Source organism: Spirosoma soli (assembly GCF_042684525.1).
In the GTDB taxonomy this organism is placed as follows: Bacteria; Bacteroidota; Bacteroidia; order Cytophagales; family Spirosomataceae; genus Spirosoma; species Spirosoma soli.
This window is the reverse complement of sequence record NZ_JBHULN010000002.1, coordinates 565,816-585,917: the sequence shown is the minus strand read 5'-3', so window position 1 is coordinate 585,917 and position 20,102 is coordinate 565,816. Positions and strand designations below refer to the sequence as shown.

The 20,102-nt window shown below is 46.9% G+C and carries 11 protein-coding genes; 9 read left to right on the top strand and 2 right to left on the bottom strand.

The window, feature by feature from the left end; genetic code table 11:
- Positions 1-56: 56 nt before the first annotated feature.
- A complete protein-coding gene (locus ACFSUS_RS06025) occupies positions 57-4,580 on the bottom strand; it encodes a PAS domain S-box protein (RefSeq protein ID WP_381520469.1) in 4,524 nt (1,507 codons plus the stop codon).
- A gap of 202 nt (positions 4,581-4,782) precedes the next feature.
- On the opposite strand from ACFSUS_RS06025, the gene ACFSUS_RS06020 reads away from it, so the two are divergent.
- Positions 4,783-5,127 carry a hypothetical protein gene (locus ACFSUS_RS06020; protein WP_381520466.1) on the top strand — a complete coding sequence of 115 codons (345 nt, stop codon included), beginning with the start codon at positions 4,783-4,785 and terminating at the stop codon, positions 5,125-5,127.
- Between the two features lie 43 nt (positions 5,128-5,170).
- Here ACFSUS_RS06020 and ACFSUS_RS06015 read toward each other — a convergent pair whose 3' ends face one another.
- Positions 5,171-5,929, bottom strand: a complete 759-nt coding sequence (locus tag ACFSUS_RS06015) for a response regulator (RefSeq protein WP_381520463.1) — start codon at positions 5,927-5,929, stop codon at positions 5,171-5,173.
- A 599-nt stretch (positions 5,930-6,528) separates the two neighbouring features.
- On the opposite strand from ACFSUS_RS06015, the gene ACFSUS_RS06010 reads away from it, so the two are divergent.
- The 8 genes from ACFSUS_RS06010 (at position 6,529) to ACFSUS_RS05975 (ending at position 20,070) form a co-directional block, all read left to right on the top strand.
- A complete protein-coding gene (locus ACFSUS_RS06010; protein WP_381520459.1) occupies positions 6,529-8,673 on the top strand; it encodes a Sip1-related alpha-galactosidase in 2,145 nt (714 codons plus the stop codon).
- 747 nt (positions 8,674-9,420) lie between these two features.
- Positions 9,421-10,248, top strand: coding sequence for a hypothetical protein (locus tag ACFSUS_RS06005; RefSeq protein ID WP_381520456.1), 828 nt, complete (start codon positions 9,421-9,423; stop codon positions 10,246-10,248).
- Positions 10,249-10,269: 21 nt separating this feature from the next.
- Entirely contained in the window at positions 10,270-11,451 is a 1,182-nt protein-coding gene (locus ACFSUS_RS06000) for a hypothetical protein (protein ID WP_381520453.1), read from the top strand.
- A 6-nt stretch (positions 11,452-11,457) separates the two neighbouring features.
- A complete protein-coding gene (locus ACFSUS_RS05995) occupies positions 11,458-12,807 on the top strand; it encodes an OmpA family protein (protein ID WP_381520451.1) in 1,350 nt (449 codons plus the stop codon).
- The gene (locus tag ACFSUS_RS05990) at positions 12,804-13,733 is read left to right on the top strand and encodes a hypothetical protein (RefSeq protein WP_381520448.1); all 930 of its coding nucleotides are present in this window, start codon (positions 12,804-12,806) and stop codon (positions 13,731-13,733) included. Before ACFSUS_RS05995 ends, ACFSUS_RS05990 begins: the two co-directional genes overlap by 4 nt.
- Positions 13,730-14,986 carry a hypothetical protein gene (locus tag ACFSUS_RS05985; RefSeq protein ID WP_381520446.1) on the top strand — a complete coding sequence of 419 codons (1,257 nt, stop codon included), beginning with the start codon at positions 13,730-13,732 and terminating at the stop codon, positions 14,984-14,986. Before ACFSUS_RS05990 ends, ACFSUS_RS05985 begins: the two co-directional genes overlap by 4 nt.
- 36 nt (positions 14,987-15,022) lie before the next feature.
- On the top strand, positions 15,023-19,228 hold the full coding sequence (locus tag ACFSUS_RS05980) for an Ig-like domain-containing protein (RefSeq protein ID WP_381520443.1): 4,206 nt from the start codon (positions 15,023-15,025) through the stop codon (positions 19,226-19,228).
- A 56-nt stretch (positions 19,229-19,284) separates the two neighbouring features.
- Complete coding sequence (locus ACFSUS_RS05975; protein ID WP_381520440.1) at positions 19,285-20,070, top strand: hypothetical protein; 786 nt, start codon at positions 19,285-19,287, stop codon at positions 20,068-20,070.
- Positions 20,071-20,102 lie beyond the last annotated feature (32 nt).

Below are 20,102 nucleotides of genomic sequence, written 5' to 3'. Positions count from 1 at the left end.
TGAGTTTAGACAGTAAGCGCCCTGGTTAGGAAAAGACAAATGAAGATCCATACTGCCTAATGGCTACTTATGCCTGAGCGCATATCGAGCGGGAACTTTATGGTAAAGGTTGTGCCCTGGTTTTCCTGACTTTGAACCGTAATTGTACCGCCCTGGAGTTCGACAAACTGACGCGTAATGACCAGGCCCAGGCCTGATCCCGGAATACTGATCGCGTTTCTGGCGCGGTAGAACGTTTCAAACAAGTGGGGTAAGTCTTCTGCCGGAATGCCAATGCCTCGGTCAACAACCAATAAACTAACCTGGTGCTCGCAGAAGCGGATGTGCAGTTCGGGGTCTTGTTTTGAGAACTTGAACGCGTTGGAAAGCAGGTTGACCAACACATGGGTCATGAGCTTATCGTCGAGGTAAACCAAGTGGGGCGTTCCATCAACGTGTAGTTGCAAGGTTCGCTTGTCGTTCCATTGATGAAAGTGAGTGGCGATTACGTCTTTGGCTAAGGCAAGAATATCAGTCAGCCGCGGGTTGAAGGCGATTTTACCCGCTTCAATCTTACCTATGGTTAGTATGTCCGATAATAGATCGCTGAAGTTAGCGATCTCTTTTTGAATAACACCCAGGTGCCGTTCAACAGATGCTTTAGCGGAGGCATCGGGGCGATTTAAGTACATTTTTACGAGATCTACGCTCGACTGAATGGTGGAGAGTGGCGTTCGGAACTCATGCGAAGCTGTGGATACAAACTGCGATTTAAGCTGGTTCAACTCTTGCTCCCGTTGCAACGAGGTCTGCAATACCAGTTCCTTTTCTTTCTGCCCGGTAATGTCATTCGCGATACCAATATAACGGATTGGCGAGCCATTGGCGTCTTTCGTGATAAACGTGCGGACGCTAATCCACCGGATGCCATCAATGGCCTTCATCCGGTATTGCACGGAGCCATCTTCACCGCTACGGTACCTGGCCCAGGCAGCAATAGCTACGTCTTTATCTTCATCGATGATAGTGTCCATGTACGTAGCTTCATTTTCGTACAGGCTTCGACACGAGCGACCCCAAACCCGTTCGTAAGCCGGGTTGATGTAGAGCAACCGGAAAGGATTGGCCGCATGAATCCAGAACACTTCATCGACGTTTTCGGCGAAGTCACGGAAGCGTTGTTCGCTTTCGCGGAGAGCATCCAGTGACTGTTTGCGCTCGGTTATATCCGTAATGGTGCCGGTAGAGCCAATCGGCTGACCTTCATTATCGAGCATAACATGCGCCAGAATCTCTGCCCAGCGGTGCTCCCCTGTTTTGTGCTGGTACTGAATTATGTAAGGAAAAGACGTCTTTTTGTGGACAATCAGGTCCTCAAAAAGTTGTATGGTTAACGGGCGATCGGCGGGGTCGACCAAGGCATTGAAGGGCTGTCCCAGCGATTCGGTTACGGTGAACCCGGTGATTTCTTCCCAGGCTGGGTTCAGGAATGTCCAACAGCCATACAAGTCTGTCTGGAACACAATTTCCTTTAAATTATTGACTAGCGAACGGTAGCGTTCTTCACTGGCTCGAAGATCTAGTTCGGTTTGCTTTCGTTTGGTGACGTCCCAGCTGACACCGACCATTTTCTCGGGTTTACCATCTTTGCCTAATACTAACCGACTATGCGTTTCCAAATAACGTAGTTGTCCGTCTGGGCGAATGATACGCTTCTCCCCGCCAATGGGCTCATCGTGTTCGGACATTCGCTCGACGTGGAGGCTTTGTATAAAAGCTAGATCATCAGGGTGAACAAGCTTTAAAAAATCGTTCATGTGGCCGCCAAAGGTATCGGCCGACGTACCGTGCATCTCGTGCTGGCGCTCATCCCAGAACAGGGAAAAATCTGTTAAATCCAGCTCCCAAATGCCTTGTCTGGCCGCCCAGGTAGCCAGTTGAAGGCGATGGTTGGCCGTGCGTAACTGTTCTTCAGATTCCCGTTGCTCCGTAATGTCCCGGGCTGATGCATAAATCAGGTTTTCGTGGGCAATGGCGTTCCACTCAATCAGGCAATAACTCCCGTCTTTCTTTCGCATTCGATTAATCACCCTGTCGAGAGGTAGTCGATCAACAATCTTACGGATATTGTCTATGGTACCTTGTCGGTCATCAGGGTGGACTAATTCCATAAAATTACGGCTTAGAATTTCCGCGGTTGTGTAACCAAACGTGGTTTCCCAGGAGCGATTAATCTTTAACAACGTACCATCTGCCTCGGCAATGCAGTGCAGATCAAGAGAGGCTTCGAAGAAGGTTTCTAACTCATCTTTTTTCCGCTCAAGCTCTAATTTGGCAGTCTTCAGGGCTGTAATGTCGGTTGCCATACCAACGTAGCCCATAATCAATCCCGTTTCGTCTTGCAGAACACTGATGGTTACTAAAGCTGGAATCGTTCGGCCTTCTTTACCATTCAGCTTGCATTCGAGAGAATAGTAACCTTGGTTGGTCAGGTTTAATCGATACGCGGACGAGTCGGCCTGATAGGAATAGTCGTGCCGATAAGAAAGTACGGCTGAACCGGAATTATTAGGATCAAACACCAGGGTTGGATGCACTTTGCCGATAAGTTCATCTGCCTTGTAGCCCAGGAGTTTTTCGGCCGCGGGGTTAACGGATTGAATTAATCCACTGGTGTCGGTTGAAACAATCGCTAGTCCGGCATGTTCGAGAATAGCGTTCTGCAAAGCCGATAACTGCCTGATTTCCGCGGTTCGTTCGACAACGCGTTGTTCCAGCAATTCAGTATGTTGCTTAACCTGGTCTCGGAGTTGCTGCTGATATAATGCAATTGATAACTGGCGGCCTACTTCCTGAGCAATCTCAAGTTGCTCTTCGGGGAAAAAATTCGGAGTTTTGGACACAAGGATAAAAACACCAATGTACTGGTCCTGGCTAAACAAAGGAACCAACGCCATCGACCGGAATCCACGGTCGTATAAATTTAGCATAGGTGGTATCCAGGGATTGTCAGTCGTCAATTCCTGGATAGAAATTGTTCGGCCGGCCAGTAGCTTTTCGGTATAGAAAAAGCGAGCTGGCAAGACAATATCGGGGTAAGCATCTACGATGCCATCGACAAGCCTTCCTTCAGCACGGGCAAGCCCCTGGGCGTGGTCGATACTGAAAATGAGCAGCCGTTCGCAGGGAATCAAATCGTTAATATGCTGTAAGGCAATAATGGCTGGATGTTTGTCGGTAAGGCTATTCTCCAGTAGAGCTTTGTCGATACGTTGTAGGCCCTCTAGGCGTTTGTACGTTCGCTGTACGGTTTGTTCGTTCTGCTGGCGATTCAGCGCATTGACAACGATACCCGCGAACGTCTTTAACAAAACGATGTCTCTCTCATCCCAGTCCCGTTCCTGCCGGACGCTGGTAAAGCCAATTAGACCCTGTTGGTTCGTAAGCTTGAGAGGAATGCTCAATATTGATTGTACGCCCTGGGTTTGTAGACCTAGTTTCACTTCAGCCGCCTGAGGAGGGAGCTCATCCAATGACCTAATGCAGATAATCTGGTTCTTGTCTATCATTTCGCGCCACCAGCTGTATTGGCCAACGGGTCGATTCTGTAGCAGATGTTTCTGGGGCTGAATGCCCGAAGCACACCATTCGTAAAGACAGGTCATAAATTGCCGATCCTTGGAATACATGGAAATGTAAACCCGGTCGGCCTGATTGTAAATGCCAATCTGTTGTAATGCATCGACAATACATGATTCTAATAGCTCAGTGTTAATGTTGATCAAACGGCTGGACAACGATGAGATGATTGACTCTAGTTTTAGACGTCGCACTATATCCGCTTCGATTCGTTTGCGATCAGTAATGTCCCGACAATAAGCAACTACGTTACCGTTGATGTGAAACATCGACACATTTAGCCATAATGACTGACCGTCGCGTTGGTAGTGATGATCGTAATCAAGCGTTTCTCCCTGCTCACTAATGCTGACCAGTTTGCTGAAAAAGCCGTTTTCTGTCCCACTAGGATAGAACTCTAACAAGGTCTGGACCTTTATTTCTTCCCAGTTTTTAGTCATTAAAGTTGCCATCAGCTGGTTTATCAGCACAGGCTGAAAATCAATGATAACTCCGGATTCGTTTCGGATGGGTGCCCACACCGCTGAAGCTCCGGGCAACTTATCCAACAGGTCTTTGAGTACTCCCTGTTGTTGAATAGCTGTATCTGCCAGAGGTACATTTTCGATACGCTCCAACATAACCACATAGCCCGTGTGGAGGGCGCTGAATCGAAAGCGGGTAAGGCCTTGTCTATTGATTATGGCATCAATGGTTGCTGATCCTGTCAGATCCAACTGATGGTACACGCTATTCAGCGATGTAGCAAGGCTGTCTTTGAGCCATGCTGAAAGCATATTACCCGGCTGAATGAGAGTTGGATCAAAAGAGAAATAAGCACCTGCCTGCGGGTTGGCCCACCGGATGATCAGATCAATAAGGGTATGGTCTTGGCTCCAGACGGGATCACACAGGAGCGTGCCAAAACCAGTATCAGCCGAATTGAAATTTGATGACACGGATGTAGAGTAAGACAAGCTCATAGGTGTTTGATGGGCACGAAAGCAGTATTAAATCTACTATTATTAGCTGATTAAGGACTTAACATAACTTAAGCGATGAAAAAAAAGACGTCTGAGTCAAAAAATACGCGTCTAGCTTTGTAACTGGCACCTTCCTTGCAGGATACCTAAGTATAAACGCAGACAAGGTCAGTAATTACCTATTCTATCAGCTATCGGAACTATGCACGCTCTTAAAGTCAACCCATCAGTTACGCGGAATTACAATCAGGCTGGCAAAGCCAATTGGGAAGTAGAAGCTGAACGCCTTCATCGTAATTTTCATGTCATTAGCGCCATCCTTAACCAATCGGCTGGCCTACCCTGTGAAACGGTAAAACGGTACCAGACTCTCCAAGATACGATATTGGATACAATGGATAATTTATTGACCGAACTTGAGCATGCTGATCGGGCAAACAAGCTGAATCAATGCGAGAGCTTTAACCAGTTTCTCAAGCAACATGCCTTGGTGATGAAAACTTTAAACACCCGCGTGGATAATTTAATAACGGAAATTACCGCGTAAGGTAAAACACAACGCTGCAAAGGCTATCTATGAACCCGTATCGTCAGGTAGGTAAGCCGTTAGACTGATTATTCTGCCGAAACCGTAGCGGTGATATTTGATTTGCTTCCTTGAAGGAAGACGAAAAGTAAGATAAGCTACTGAAACCACATCGGCTGGCAATCCATTGCAGACTCTGATCGGTTTGTATTAGATATTCGGCGGCCTTCAACAGGCGATATTCTCTTATGATTTCACCGAAGCCTCGCTGAAAATAGCGTTTTAGGTTTCGCTGTAAGGTTGATAAGCTCATGTTCATTGCCTCCGCCATCTGATCTATGGTAAACGAGGAATTGGCAAAGTTCCGTTCGAGCTGTTCTGTAAATTGGCGAATAAATTGAAAGTCAGCTTCTTCGCTGGCTACGGTCTTCTGTAGCTGATGAATGAGTAAGTCTTTCTGCTGATTGATGATGTTGTTGACTTTAAGTAACAACTCTTTGTGCAGAAAGGGCTTTTGCAGGTAATCGATGGCTCCCTCTTCCAGTCCCTGAAGCATGTCTTGCTGCGATACCTTAGCCGTCAGGAAAATAAGTGGAATTGAACGGTACAACACGCTGCGTTTGATGGCCCGGATAAACTCGATGCCGTCCATTTCGGGCATCATGATGTCACATAAAATTAAATCTGGTGTGAAAGATGACAGCAAAGCCAGGGCCTCTGCTCCATTCATAGCTGACCCAACCTCATGATTGTCGAGTTCAAGTTGTTCACTGATATTCAATCGGAGTTGCTCTTCGTCTTCAACAACTAAAACTTTTGCCATACGTATTGCGCTACGTGATATTTCGCTTGCCGAACTGCTCCTTGTGCTTTTATTACGAATGAGGGCCTTTTTCGGAGCTTCATCCTTCCTGTTACCTGCATCAAATGCTGACCTCATTGTAAGCTAAGTAAATTTATCAGTTCTCTATGTTATCTTAAAATATTTTTTAGTAACCGTTTAGTGACTAGCCTACCGGAATAAGGCTTTACCAAGGCCTCATCTTTGTATTTCTCTTCGTTTTTAAGCGTGCCACAAGTTTGAGTTACGTTCGCTCTGGTAGTGCGTGCTGCCTTATAGCGGCCGAAATTGGGCTTGGCATACAGTAACGATGAGTGCTGGCCTTTCCGTAAAAGTTAGGACTGACCAGCATAGTGTCACCGTTTATACTGTCGCTCTGCACTAGCCGTTACGTTAATTGTGTTAATTTGACACTTAAACTGGCCAATCCAGTAGCCGTACATGCATTCATGCTTAACTTCGTCCGCCAAAACTATGCGTGAGTGCATCGTTTCGTGTGTTCGTATAGCTGGCATAGTTTAGTGGATTTCGTTTAAAAAGTGTACAGAGGGTTGAAAATCAAACAGTAACGTAATAAATAAATGAAAATTCGAACAGGTTTTCTGCTCTTCTTTTTGCTAACAACCTTACTAGGAGTCGCCCAGACGATCTCAATTACCGAAACGCAAGCGAATAAGTCTTTTTCCGTTCGTTGGGGCAATGCTGACCGACTAACGGGAGGAACCGGAGCGATGCAGAATAAGGCTGGCTCATGGCCCGTACAGAAAACAGTCCGTAACGATGTGGCCTTGCTCACGTTGCAAACTGATAATGCCGACATAAAATCTCAGGAGTTCGCCGGGGTTTTCTTTGATAACATTCCTCAACTGAAGCGTGGGGTTACGCTCTGGCGTTACAAACCCTGGAACAGCTGGACGAAACCCATAGCCATTACGGATGCCACTAAAATGCAGGACTGGGATGTTCAGTTTTTCTACTGGCAGTATGCCGACGGCATCTACGGTGCTGCTGTGCCCATGAGCGGTAGCGGTTTCCGAACGACCTTGGGTAGTCAAGGGAGCCAGTGGGGCAGTAAGTCGGTGAGTTACGCCGAAAACAAGCCCGTGAAAACGATACCGGCCATTGCCGTTGCTTTCGGAAAAGATCCCTATGAACTTTTCGAGCGCATCTACCAAACGGCTTTGTCGGCCATGGGTAAAGGAGAGAATGTAAGCGCTAAAAAAACGCTGCCCGAACCGATGCAGTACATGGGCTGGTGTACCTGGAACTCGTCAGACAATGGCAATAAGCTCGACGAAGAGCATGTGCTGGAAGGCATCAAAACCTTTAGTGACCGAAAGTTTCCGCTCGGTTGGGTCTTGTTCGACGATGGGTGGTTTACGCACCGGAACCAGCAGCTGCAATCGCTGCAACCTGATCCAAAGAAGTTTCCTAACGGGTTCAAGCCATTAATCGACAAGTTGAAAACGCAGTATGGCGTTAAGTACACGGGCGTATGGCACGCCTTTGATGGCTACTGGAACGGCATCGATCCCGAGTCTGAACTAGGGCAACGCTACAACGGGCAGCTGTTCTCGTGGGTACAGCGCCAGTCGCCCGTCGGCAAAGATTCTACGTTGAAGACGTATCACTTTATCCGGCCCGACAGTGATTCCCTGACCACTTTCTTCGACAGTTGGCACCGCTATCTTAAGGGCGAAGGCATTGATTTCCTGAAGGTAGACAATCAACTGGTAGCCGAGCGAATGGCATTGAACACGTACCCAATTTTTAGTTTGTCGGAGGCTATCCACAAAGCGCTCTATAAATCAATTGATAAGCACTTTAACGGAGCGGTTATCAATTGCATGGACATGACGGCCGACGCTTATCTGAATTTTGGCACTTCGGCCGTAGCCAGAGCCGTTGAGGACTATTTCCCAGCCGACAAGGGAAAGACCTACAACCTGGAAGAAGGCAATGCTGCCGCCCACGTGTTGCAGGCGGTGTACAACTCACTGTACTTCTCGCAGATGGCTATTCCTGACTTTGACATGTTCGAGTCGTATAACCCCAATGCGGTTTTCCATGCCCTTGCTCGTACCCTTAACAACGGACCGATCTACATTACCGACAAGCCCGGCAAACAAGATTTTGAGTTACTGAACCGGCTCGTGTTTGCCGACGGAAAATCAATAAGAGCGACAACTCCCTTGCTGCCCACCGAAGACTGCCTGTTTCAGGTGCAGGCCCCTCAACTCTTCAAAGCCTATTCGTTTGCCGGTTCAACCGGACTGCTGGCTTTGTTCAACGCGGCCGATACGGAGCAGGTGAAGGGCATCTTTCGGCCGGCCGACATCAAAGGCCTTAAAGGCGATCAATTTGCGTTGTATGATTATTTCTCGGGCAAAACACGCATCGCCAAACGAACGGACTCATTCCCAGTGAGTCTGTCCCGAATGGGATACCAACTACATTACGTAGTTCCGGTTAAAAATGGATTTGCCCCGTTCGGCCTAACGAACAAGTATAATGCGCCAGCCACAATCACTAAAGAAGAAAGAAGTGCTTCAAAAGCGATAGTACGTCTGTACGAGTCGGGTACGTTCAGCGCTTATGCTGCCAAATCGCCTAAACAAGTGTCGTTAGAAGGCGGAAAAGCGCTAAAGTGGACGTTTACCAATAACTTACTCACCGTGAACATACCCGCCGACGTAGCGAAGCCGTCAGTGGTTATTGTCTGGTAGTTTATCGGTAATGGCGGGCGTTTAGTCTGCGTCCAACTCTCCTAAACAGAAGCTCCATCATTGCTTTCATTGAAAGCAATGATGGAGCTTCTGTTTAGGAACTGCTCGGCTAGCACGGTAGCTGTGAAGCTAGCTATATTCGTTGATGGTAATTGTAATTGCTACTATAAAGCACCCTTATCTCTGTTATTTCTTCTATAATGTCCCTAATTGGACAGTTTTTGTCCCAAATAGGATAGCCACTTTGCTCAGAAAACAGCCATTTTTGAGCCTTTCAAACATGTGATTGGTTAGTCATCTCTAAATAGCAAATTCAACGTGTGAATATGAGTAGCATGTTGTATGGTTATAGTAATAAGTACTTAATTGATTTTGATTGTCAATTTGTGTGAAACGCAAGGTATAACTCTCTTACAGGGCAAATACCCTTAAAATGCTTGCTTGTCAATAGTTTATTCAGGAGCCGCAGGAGTGTTGTTAATACCTGCCGAAAAATAAATGTTAGTAATTATTATCATGATTTCACTAGTCTATGTGAAGGTATTAGCAGTCAGACCTACTAACTTGTAACTCAGATTTGCATTAGCATAAGATAATCGCCTTAAACTGATGGAGAATCGTGGGTGAACCCATTGTGTGAGTCACTCAATTAGCATGCAGAAATGGACCGTTTGAACTCAGATTACAGGTTTCGAACAGCCTATTAATATAATACTTGACCGTAACATACTCACCTTCTTTTGATCAATGAAAAACAGCTGTGTTTTCATCTTCCTCATTGCGTGTTTCCAAATTAGCTGCAGCCAGAAAGCTGTAGTTCGCTTTGCACAAAAGCCACCAGAATTGGCCTCTGGGGATGCGCTGACGGAGATTATGCTCGTCAACAAATCGCCAAGAATTGTTCTCCGTGTCCCTAATACGCGCAAAGGGGTTACGAATACGCAGGGCACTACCAGTAATCAGTCGGCAGTAGTCAACCCTGTTATCGTTAGACAGGCCGGTAATGGCCGTTCAGCTCCCAAGATACAGTATGTAGAATCGCAGTATGATGAAACAGCTTTGTATAACGCGATCGAAAAGCAGCTTTTCAAAGAAGGTTTCAGCGTTCGCGACCGAGGTCTGTTCAACGAGGTATTAGATGCCAACCAAAGTGTTGCGTATTCTAAGATCAGCTCATTGACTAACACCGATCTGATCCTGGAGCTTGTCCGATTAGATAATCCGGTCGGTTATACAACTAATGTTTGCTTTACGGAAGGCGATGACCAGCAACGACTGATTAACGAGTACCGTGATATGCGTGGTGCTTCGGTTGAATTTAAACTGGTCCACGTAAAGACCAATGAAATTGTCGGCTCCTACAAAATTCATTACACGCCCTGTCTGGGAGGATGCAGAGGACTGTATAAAAAAGCCGGTGGGCAAGGTGTCTTCGTCAGTAATTTTTGGTTAAAACCCGGCGAAAAGGCTCAGCTGCGTAAGATTAGCAGCCGAGCTTATCAGTCCTTAGATCAAGATGAGCTTGAAGCCTTTATCACTGATGCAACTCACCAGCTTGTCAAATCAATGCGTTAGTCACACCAATAATTCTAATTCATGAAGCAATATCTACCCCTACTACTTTTATTTCTTAGTTTAACGTCAAAGCTTTTGGCTCAGGACGTAATCTATACAGCGAATGGTAACCGGCTGCCTAACGCACGTATTACCGATATTACCGATGACCGAGTCGTATTTTCTGTGCTGAAGGACAATGTGCCCAGTACGTATAGCTTGCAACGTCAGAACGTGCTGGTGGCTTTCAGAAAAGGTAATTTTCTGGTCGTCAGTAAACTCAGTCCCGAGCTAGACCAGGCTAAACAGGAATTACAAACGTTTTTGACGACAACTGTCTGGCAGGATAAAGACTTCTTACTACGTGCTGTACCATTTGAAGTTATTCCGGCAAAAATTTCTCTTGAAAACGATGATATTGTTAACTATTTGACGAACGACGGCAAATCAGCGTCAATCTCAAAAGGGGAACTTATTGCCATTTTCTATAAGGACGGACGGCATAGCTTAATCCGGGAAGCCACTGAGATAGCTCCAATATTAGCGACTGTACAGAAGCCTCTCAGCGCTAACTCAACAGCAGTTCCACCACAGACAACTAATGTAACGCCTGCTTCAGCTCCTGAGCCTGCCCCTATTAAAAAACCAGATCTAGAAGCTACCGTTCCATCTGCAAACTCAGATTCGCCTTCGGCAACTCCAGCCCGGCCGACAAGTAAGCTGGTTCTTAGTGAAGAAGAGTACCAGCAATACCGCAAGAAAGCTCTGGACAGGGTAGAAGAATTTGCTTCCTACCTGAAAATCATCGCGAACAAATCTAACTCTGACTACGAAAGAAATCAGGCTATCGAACAAGCCGTAAGCTTGTTTATGCCAGCCTCTACCATGGAAGTAACTTCCAACAGTCAGCCCGGCGCTCGCCGTTATCCGATTCGTACATACCTGACTAATTTGAAAAGACTTAATTATAAGTCAGTTAACATTGAATGGACCGAAATTCAGTACCTCAAAGAATTGTCTCAGGCGGCAGACGGAAATTATTACGGGGTTATAACCGGTCAGCAAACCTTTATCGGCTACGGCCGTAACACGCAGTATACTGATATAACCCAGAAGAATGTCCGGGTTAAGTTAGAGCGCTACCATATGGTTAAAAATGGCCAGGATGATGTGCGGTGGAATCTGTTACTAGGTTCTATTGGCGTATCAGCTCAAGCTCAGTAAATGAATATGAACTTGACCTGGTTGCTAACCACATGGCTAAGTGCGGCTCCGCTGCTGGTCCAGGGACAGCAGCCGGATTCTTTAGCTATTTACCTCCAGGGTCAGCTTGTTGACTATAAAACCCATCAGCCTTTGGATTCCGCCCGTTTTTTCGCGAGAACAGCTAGCCGTCGCCAGAAGGTAGGGACTAGCGATTCTACGGGAATGTTTACCGCTGCACTGCCTTTTGGGACAACGGCAATTCGTATTGAACGAGCCGGTTACCGGCCTCAAACGATTCCAGTAGAGCTCGTTGCCCGCCGGTACAACGCACCCGTTACATTGGTAATTCCACTTATTCCAACGGATAAACAGACATTAAACACCCCTTATTTACAGACCGAACAGACCAGCTATGTACTGCTCGATAGCGCTTCTAATCAATCTAGTAGGGATAGCAACCATGTTCAGCACAATACGTTCCTCGTTACTGATGCTATTCAAGGTAAGCCTCTTTCGGCTACCGTCTGCTTTCAATATACCCAGACTGGAGATAAACGCTGTCTGGGTACCAACGCACAAGGCTGGCTTCAGCGCGACTTCGACCAGAAAGACATTGTCGCCTTAGAGGTACGGTCCGACGGCTACCAATCTTACAACGGCAACCTGATTGTTGAGCAGCTAAATGGCCAATCTCTGCAACATGAAATACGGCTGCAACGTGAACTAACCCTGTTTTCCGTTAACGCGCCAGAAGCAACGCACTGTGAATTACGGACAAAGGAGAAAACGGTTTCCTTACTAGTTGTACCGGGTTACGCACACCAATATGTTTCCTATGATTTAGTCCCGGGTTCGTATGAATTGGCCGTAAGCTACGGGGACAAGGTGACCCGACGCTCGGTTCGCCTAAATAAGGGATTAAATTTTATGTCGGTTAACCAACCGTCTGTGAACCTCGTACCGGCACCGGCCCCTGTTCTCCGGCCGGAAGCTGCCGCTGTTGAGGTAACCGCCAAACCGGCTCTTTCGCTACCCGATACCATTCCAATGATCTACTTTGAGCAGGGTAGCTATCAACTAAGGCCCGATTCTCAGGATGTGTTGACGCAGGTGGCGCGTTATCTGAAAGCTAACCCAGCTTATACATTACAGATCACGGGGCATACGGATAACGTTGGTAATCCACAGATTAACCAAACCTTATCACAATACCGGGCGCTTGCTACGGCTAAGTTCTTAACTGATAGGGGTGTTCCTGACAGCCGATTAACAAAAAATGGAATTGGCAGTAACCAACCAATTGCTCCGAACGATACCGAAACTAATAAAGCGCTCAACCGACGAGTTTCTTTAAAACTAATTTCTGCTCAATGAGAGAACGTTACTCATCAAAGTTTCTTCTTTGGATTATTCTGCTGGTTGAGGCTGTTGGTTGTCATCAGGAGCCTAAAATACCGGCTTCCGCCATTCCGGGCACTTGTCAGATCTACCGAATTGCGAATATTAACGAAGGGCTTCGTGATACGACAACCTACTTATACAATGCCTTTGGCCATGTTGAAGAGGTTAACTACCGGCAATGGACGAATGGTGTTCTAACAACAAGCACCCAACAAAATTTTACATATTCAGCTGACCATTTTCTGCTATCTCAGGTCGACAAAACGACTACATACACAGCAGGCAGCAAAACACAAAACAATACAGGTTATATCTATACGTATCAGGATGGGCTGATTCAGCAGGTATCAATCAATAATGCCTTGTCAGGGCAATTGCTTGGTTTTAAAAAATATGCCTTCGAAAACGGGAAGCTTAAGACATACACCGAAACTAATGCGCAACAGCAACCCATTCGCGTCTACACATTTGATGGAGGTGGTAAGCTGACGCAGTTCACAGAGCAGGGAGCCTCGCCCATGGTATCGAACGGTAAGATTAAAGAGAAGACGCTGACCGACGGAACGACAATCTATTATGAATTTGACAACCAGGGGCAGCTAATAAGCGATTCTACAATTTCTAGTACTAGTCAGATAAAGCGGACATACGCATACGACAATGCTCCGTACTGGAACAAAACACAGCTTTTACTACGTGGCATTCCCTCGCCCGATCTGGGCGGACATACATTCGTTCATAACATGACGATGAATACCATCATACAAGTGCAGAATGGTCGTTCCATCCAGAACCAAAAATTTGAATATAAGCGCACATATACTAAAGCTGGCTACACACTAGGCTATGCAAGAAGTGATGGGGCACGACAAAATATTGTATATGCGAATTGCCTATGAAAAATACGTTTACATTCTTTTTATTACTTATAGCGGTGGTAAGTACACCGGTGTTAGCCCAAAAAGGCGCTAAAAAGATTTACGTTGCTCGTGTGAACAATAGTGACACGACTATCACCGGACGAGACAGGAATGAAATTACGTTTCAGGCCAAGAATACTATTAAAAATCTGGAAGAGTTATTGGGGCTAATAGTAACCGTCACTAGCGAAGCTGAACTGGATAAAGCCATCAAAGACAGCTATTTGCCAAATGAGAATCAGATTTTTTATAATGATGGTGTTGTCGTGGAAGATGACATTGATCCGACACATACTTCCTCAAAAAACACCGCCGATTTACCCGTAGATCGGTATCTGAAAAATCTGTTAATATTCTATTCTAAGTCCGACACTTCAACCATTAAATTCTCCAGAATCATAACGTCTTCGCTTATAGAGGGGAAGGCCTATCTATACGTAAAAGTGTTTTTCACTTCAACGTTCAATGGTAAATACAACGACCAGACTAATAATCAGATCAATGTGGCTTATCAGCCAGTACAGCGTGTAGCCGAGCTAAGAACCGAGAAAGTAAATGGTAAATGGCGCACACTCATTGTGCGTCTGGGCTTTCCGCAGCCCGATGAAAGCTTAACGAATGAAACCAAGCCGGTTATTTCGAACAACTCTATTCCTAAGCAACCAATTAAGGGTAAGCTTTACTCCTATCGTAGCACTGACAATGCTTCAGATTCTATAACGGCTAGATGGGACAAGAGCTGGCTCAATGTAGTTCGCTCGACCACGGATAAAGTACCTGTTGGCTTCTACCAATATCGCAAAATTGACAATACCAGCCAGGCGTATGTAAGCATTACGCTGACCAACAAGGATCGGTTACTCGCCTTCAGGCAGGCCAACGGCTCAAAACTTGCCTTTGGTCAGGTGGTCTCCTCCAATCGATTACTGGCCTGGATTCAGATCATTGCCGGAACGGCTGCCTTAGGCGCAAGCTATGTTGGTTATAGTTCGCTTCAAAGCAGCCACAACGCGTATAGCGACCGGCTAACGGCTCTCAATTCTGAGTATGCCATCTGGCAAACGTTAACGCAACAGCCCGGTGGCAGTTCTGCACCACCTATGACTTTTAACAGTTATGCGCAGCCTGGTATTTACGCAGTCTACGGAGGGGGGCTCGTTGGTAGTGGATTGATAATCAACGGTATCCGGCAACTAATAAGGGCCGGAAAAATAAAAGCATTAAGTAAGTAGAGAGGTATTTGCCGTAGCTATAACACCATCATTACAATGAATAGTAGTTCGTATCGAAGTTGTCAGGTTCTCCTGCTGGTATTGTTCATCAGCTTAGGTGTAGTAAAGGCACAGACGACCCTGACGCTTTCTTATGGCGATCCTGCCGCCGACCCTAGTTTAGCTTTCGACGGAAATGTTTTTCAAGTAGGCAACATGGTTGGGGATGCCCCAATCTTTGCCAAATTCGGTGGGACGGGTACGCGGTTTTTTCAGATAGAATCACCGGGTGAGGGCAAGACGATTACTGTAACCAAAGATGGCTTCTTCTCAATACGTCCCACTACCAGTACCGTTATTGATCAATCTAAAATCAAAAGCTTTACCGGAGTAGTAAGCGGCTCGATTAATATAACTGTTAAGCCGTTAAGCATTACTACGGTTAGTGCAAACGTAGCAACGGATGTGACGCCCGGTACTGAGATTACAGCTTCGTATGTCATAGGATCTGGGAGGTTTCCATCAGAACTAACGGCTAATGGTTTCAAGCTTCAACTGTTAACGAGTGGTGGAACGCTTATAGGCGATCTGATAAATTCTAATGATCAATACAGCGGTCGGGAGCAGCAGAATGCCAGCGTTGGAGGAGTACGGTACATTAAAGGGACCATTCCTGGCAATACGGCTTCTGGCTCATATCGGGTTCGGGTCGTTACGCAGGGACTAAATGCTGACAATCTTACAGGAAGCCAGAGTAGTCTATTTACTGTTAAGGCTAATATGACCCCGGCTATTATCCCTGGTAGTGTTGGTACGGGCAGTTATTGTGCTGGTTCTACCGTGTCATTTCCTTTCTCGACTACTGGCACATTCCCCGCTGGTAATTCATTTAAAGTTCAGCTAATCGATGTGACTGGCGCTGTTCTGCAAGATCTACCGGGTATAAGCTCGTCTTCTCCAATTCGGGCCGTTCTGCCGACCTGGCCCAGCAACGGTAATTACCGATTCCGTTTAGCTGCGACCGCTACGAACGTGGTAAGCGCTACCAGCAAAATAAACGTGGCAGCATTGCCAACCATGACTATCTCGGGGAGTTCGACAATCACGGCTGGTGCGACGGCTCCCGTCCAGTTAACCTTTACCGGAACGCCCCCCTGGTCAGTTACCTACATAGACAATGGCCTCACACGGACAGCTACTTCATCGGTCAGTTCAACAACAGTTACGCCGACGTTTACTTCGTCAACCTTTTACGACAGAGCGTTTATCCGGAGTTTTAGAGATGCTGGTTGCGGAGCCGGTGACAGCATCAGTGGGTATGCTCAAATCACGGTTACGCAACTAACGATTACAACCGGAACACTATCCGGAACCTACTGCCCAGGCACAGCCATTCCCGTTTCGTTTACAGCTAGTGGATCACTACCCAATGGGGCTGTCAACCAGGTTCAGATTTCGGACATTAACGGAAATTTTCAGAACGGACTGGTTATTGGCAGTAGCACCGGCACGAACTCGATTACCGCCATAATCCCTCAATCAATAACTCCCGGCACAGGCTACAGAATTCGAGTTGTACTTCAAAGCAATAATTCTGTTAATGCTGTTGCCAGTAATATAATAATTGGTCGGCCAGATGCGCCCAAAGTATCAGATGTTTTCTTTTGTGAAGGAACAACGACAACGTTACTAAGTGCTACAGGAGTGGGCAGTTTTAAGTGGTACTCTTCGAGTAGTGACCCTCAGCCGTTGACTGGTGCGCCTACACCGCCAAATGATAAAGCTAGCATTTACTACGTCAGCCAAACCGCGAATGGTTGCGAAAGCCTGCGGGCGGCCATCAACGTAACGCCGATAGCTGTCCCGGCCGCACCGACGATTAGTAGTGTGTCGCTCTGTCAGGGAGCACAAGGACAGTTCCCAGCCTCAATTTCTGGTGTATCGTGGTACACCGCCGTAACAGGGGGTACTCCTTCTGCTCAACCTCCGGTTATTAATAGCCAGATCATTGGAGACCAGACTTTTTACGCTTCGCAAACAGTGAATGGTTGCGAAAGCCTGCGGGCAGCCGTGAAAGCTACGGTTGTAGCCGTTCCAACATCCCCGACAGTGACAGCGCAAATTTCCATCTGTCAATATGCAACGCCTGGTTCTCTAACGGCAGCCGGGACGGGTTTAAGCTGGTATGGCCAATCCGGGAAGTTGATAGCAGCCCCGACGCCTAATACGTCTACTGCTGGTGCGCAATCGTATTCGGTTAGTCAGACGGAAAAAGGGTGTGAGGGGCCACGCGCTTCAATCAGTGTAAGTATTCAAGCGGCCCCAGCTTCTCCGGTAGCTAATTCGGTATCACTTTGCTCTGGAACGTCTGCTGTCCCATTAAGTGCTAAAGGAGATAATCTAAAATGGTACGAAACGAATGTAAGCTCTCAATCGCTCACCAATGCACCCACGCCACCAAACGATAAGTCAAGTGTGTATTACGTTAGCCAAACCGTAAATGATGGTTGCGAAAGTCTGCGTCAGGCCGTATCTGTAACGGTTGTGGCGCTTCCCGAAGCACCAAAGGTGAATAGCGTTTCAGTTTGCCAGGGAGCGCAGGGCCAGTTCTCAGCGTCGATTCCGGGGGCATTGTGGTACTCAACCCCTACGGGTGGGCCCCCATCTACGCAACCGCCATTGCTGAATAGCCAGTCCTCAGGAGAACAGACCGTTTACGTTTCACAAACGATTAATGGTTGTGAAAGCCCGCGGGCAGCCGTCAAAGCCATTATCAATCCAAATCCAGATGTGCCAACTGTACAGTCGGTACGGTTGTGTCAGAACACCATTTCAAAACCCCTAACGGCAGGAGGGGTAGCTTTAACATGGTATGGCCAGTCAGGGAAGTTGGCAGGAGCGCCCACACCGCAAACCTCAACTTCAGGTGTACAATCGTATTCTGTCAGCCAGACAGTCAATGGCTGCGAGAGTTCACGCTCAACCATAAGTGTGACGGTGTTGCCTGCTCCAGTTACGCCATTGGCTAGTTCCATCCGCTATTGTGTTGAGGAAACGGCACGGCCACTTTCTGCAACGGCTACAGCAGGTAACACCATCAAATGGTATACGGATTCATTGGGCGGGTCTCCCAGGTCCGAATCGCCTAGTTTCTTCACGACGGAGCCTAAAGTCTACACTTTTTATGTAACGCAAACCGATGCTAACAACTGTGAAAGCGCCCGTTTCCCCGTCGTCGTCTCGGTTGTTGCTCCTCCGCCAGCTCCCACTGTTACCGCGACTCAAGCGGTATGCCAAGGCGCTCGGGTGGGGCCGCTGACAGCCAGTCCCAGCACGGGCCTGAGTTGGCAAGGACCAGGCATTGTAGGTTCTAGTGATACGGCTCCAACGCCTGATACGTCACAGCCCAACGCCTTTACATATTCTGTTGTTCAAAAAGCCGGTAGCTGTACAAGTCCCGCGGCTCGAATAATATTCACTGTTCGGCCAATGCCAGACAGACCTTTGGTGCCATCCACCGCTGTTTTCTGTATTGGTACGACTGCTACACCGTTGTCAGCGACGGCGACAGGGCGGCTAACCTGGTATACGACTGCTGACCGTAGCGGAACACCTTTAACTCAAGTGATTCCCGTTACGGATCGGGCTAGCTTAACAACCTACTACGTTACGCAGAAAGATGAGTTCAATTGTGAAAGTCTGACTCGTGAAGTCCAGGTTCGGGTATCCGCGAAAGCAACCGCCCGGCTTACCGGTGACGGTGACGTATACCCCGGCGACAGTACTGCCATTCGTATTCGATTCACGGGGGACGGCCCCTGGACATTTATGGATTGGGACGGTTTCCCCAGAAATGCAACGGATTCTCTTTACGTAAGGTGGGTACGTCCAACTAAGAACACCACCTATGCCATCAAGAACTTGGTTAGTGCTTGTGGCGCGGGTGATAATGGCAATGAATACACGCTGGTTGTCAGAGCTCCGCTGGCTATACAGCCATTGACCGAACCAGTCCAGCTAACTGTTTATCCAAATCCGACGGTGAGCGATGTATCTGTGGACTGGAATGTACCAACCCGGCAAACGATCGAAATACAACTCTTCAACGCCGAAGGTAAGATCATCCGACACATTACGCGACAAACAAATGGTCAGCTTCAAACCGAATTATTGAAGCTAAGCAATCAACCCGCAGGTATGTATTATCTGCGCTTAACGACGCCTAAAAATGGTGTCGTGACAAAGTCTGTTGTTAAAGAGTAAAGCACAATTGTAGAATGAAACCTCATATATAATTAATCACCTAATAAATAATAGACATGTCTACTGGACTCTTCGGCTCGTTACTTGAGCTAATTAGTATCATTTCAGGAGGGCTGGCAAAGCTCACACCCGCGCAGTTGGGCTTAACTTTTGCGGCTGCTGTTGGAATAACTACTCTATGTGCCTGGGTTTGCCTTCATTATGTACAGCTTTGGAACAAGCGGTTTCAACTTACAATGACGCACAAAGTACTTACTGCACTGGCTTGCACTTTAACCTTCTTCTTCGTCTTAGCGTTTGCTGGCTTGGCCTTCATGAAGGAAGTTACCCTAGCTCGTATTACCATATGGCAAGCGACCATCAAGATTGACCCAGTTTGGTCACGAGAAACGCTACACAAAACGTATGAGTCAGTAAAAAAAATAGGTAAAGAAGATTTTTCAAACTTCCCAAGTTATGAGGTTGGGGTGCCTATATCTCAAAGCGAATCAAAACTGATAGTTGCCGAAACATACTCTAACGAAGCTTGTAAAAATTTTGACGCACAACATCCTTTCTTGAGTAAAGTTGTCTGGGCTTCCCCCAATGTTCCGACTAGGATTGTTCAGGAAGATGTAGAAGCTTATTTCAAAAATAAACAGGGTCAAGTTTATCCTACAGAACGAGCCGTCGATTTAGCCGCTGATCATATCAAAACTCAGCTTACACAGCAAGCACCACGCGTTGTAACATTATCACGTATTGGATTAGTAATAGCTTTTTTATTGGTGCAGTTAATACCTTTTGGATTGATTGGGTACGCAGCATACACTGATATTCGAAGCAGCTTCAAATCTGCGTAAAACTCAAGTATTTCACATTTACATAATACAAT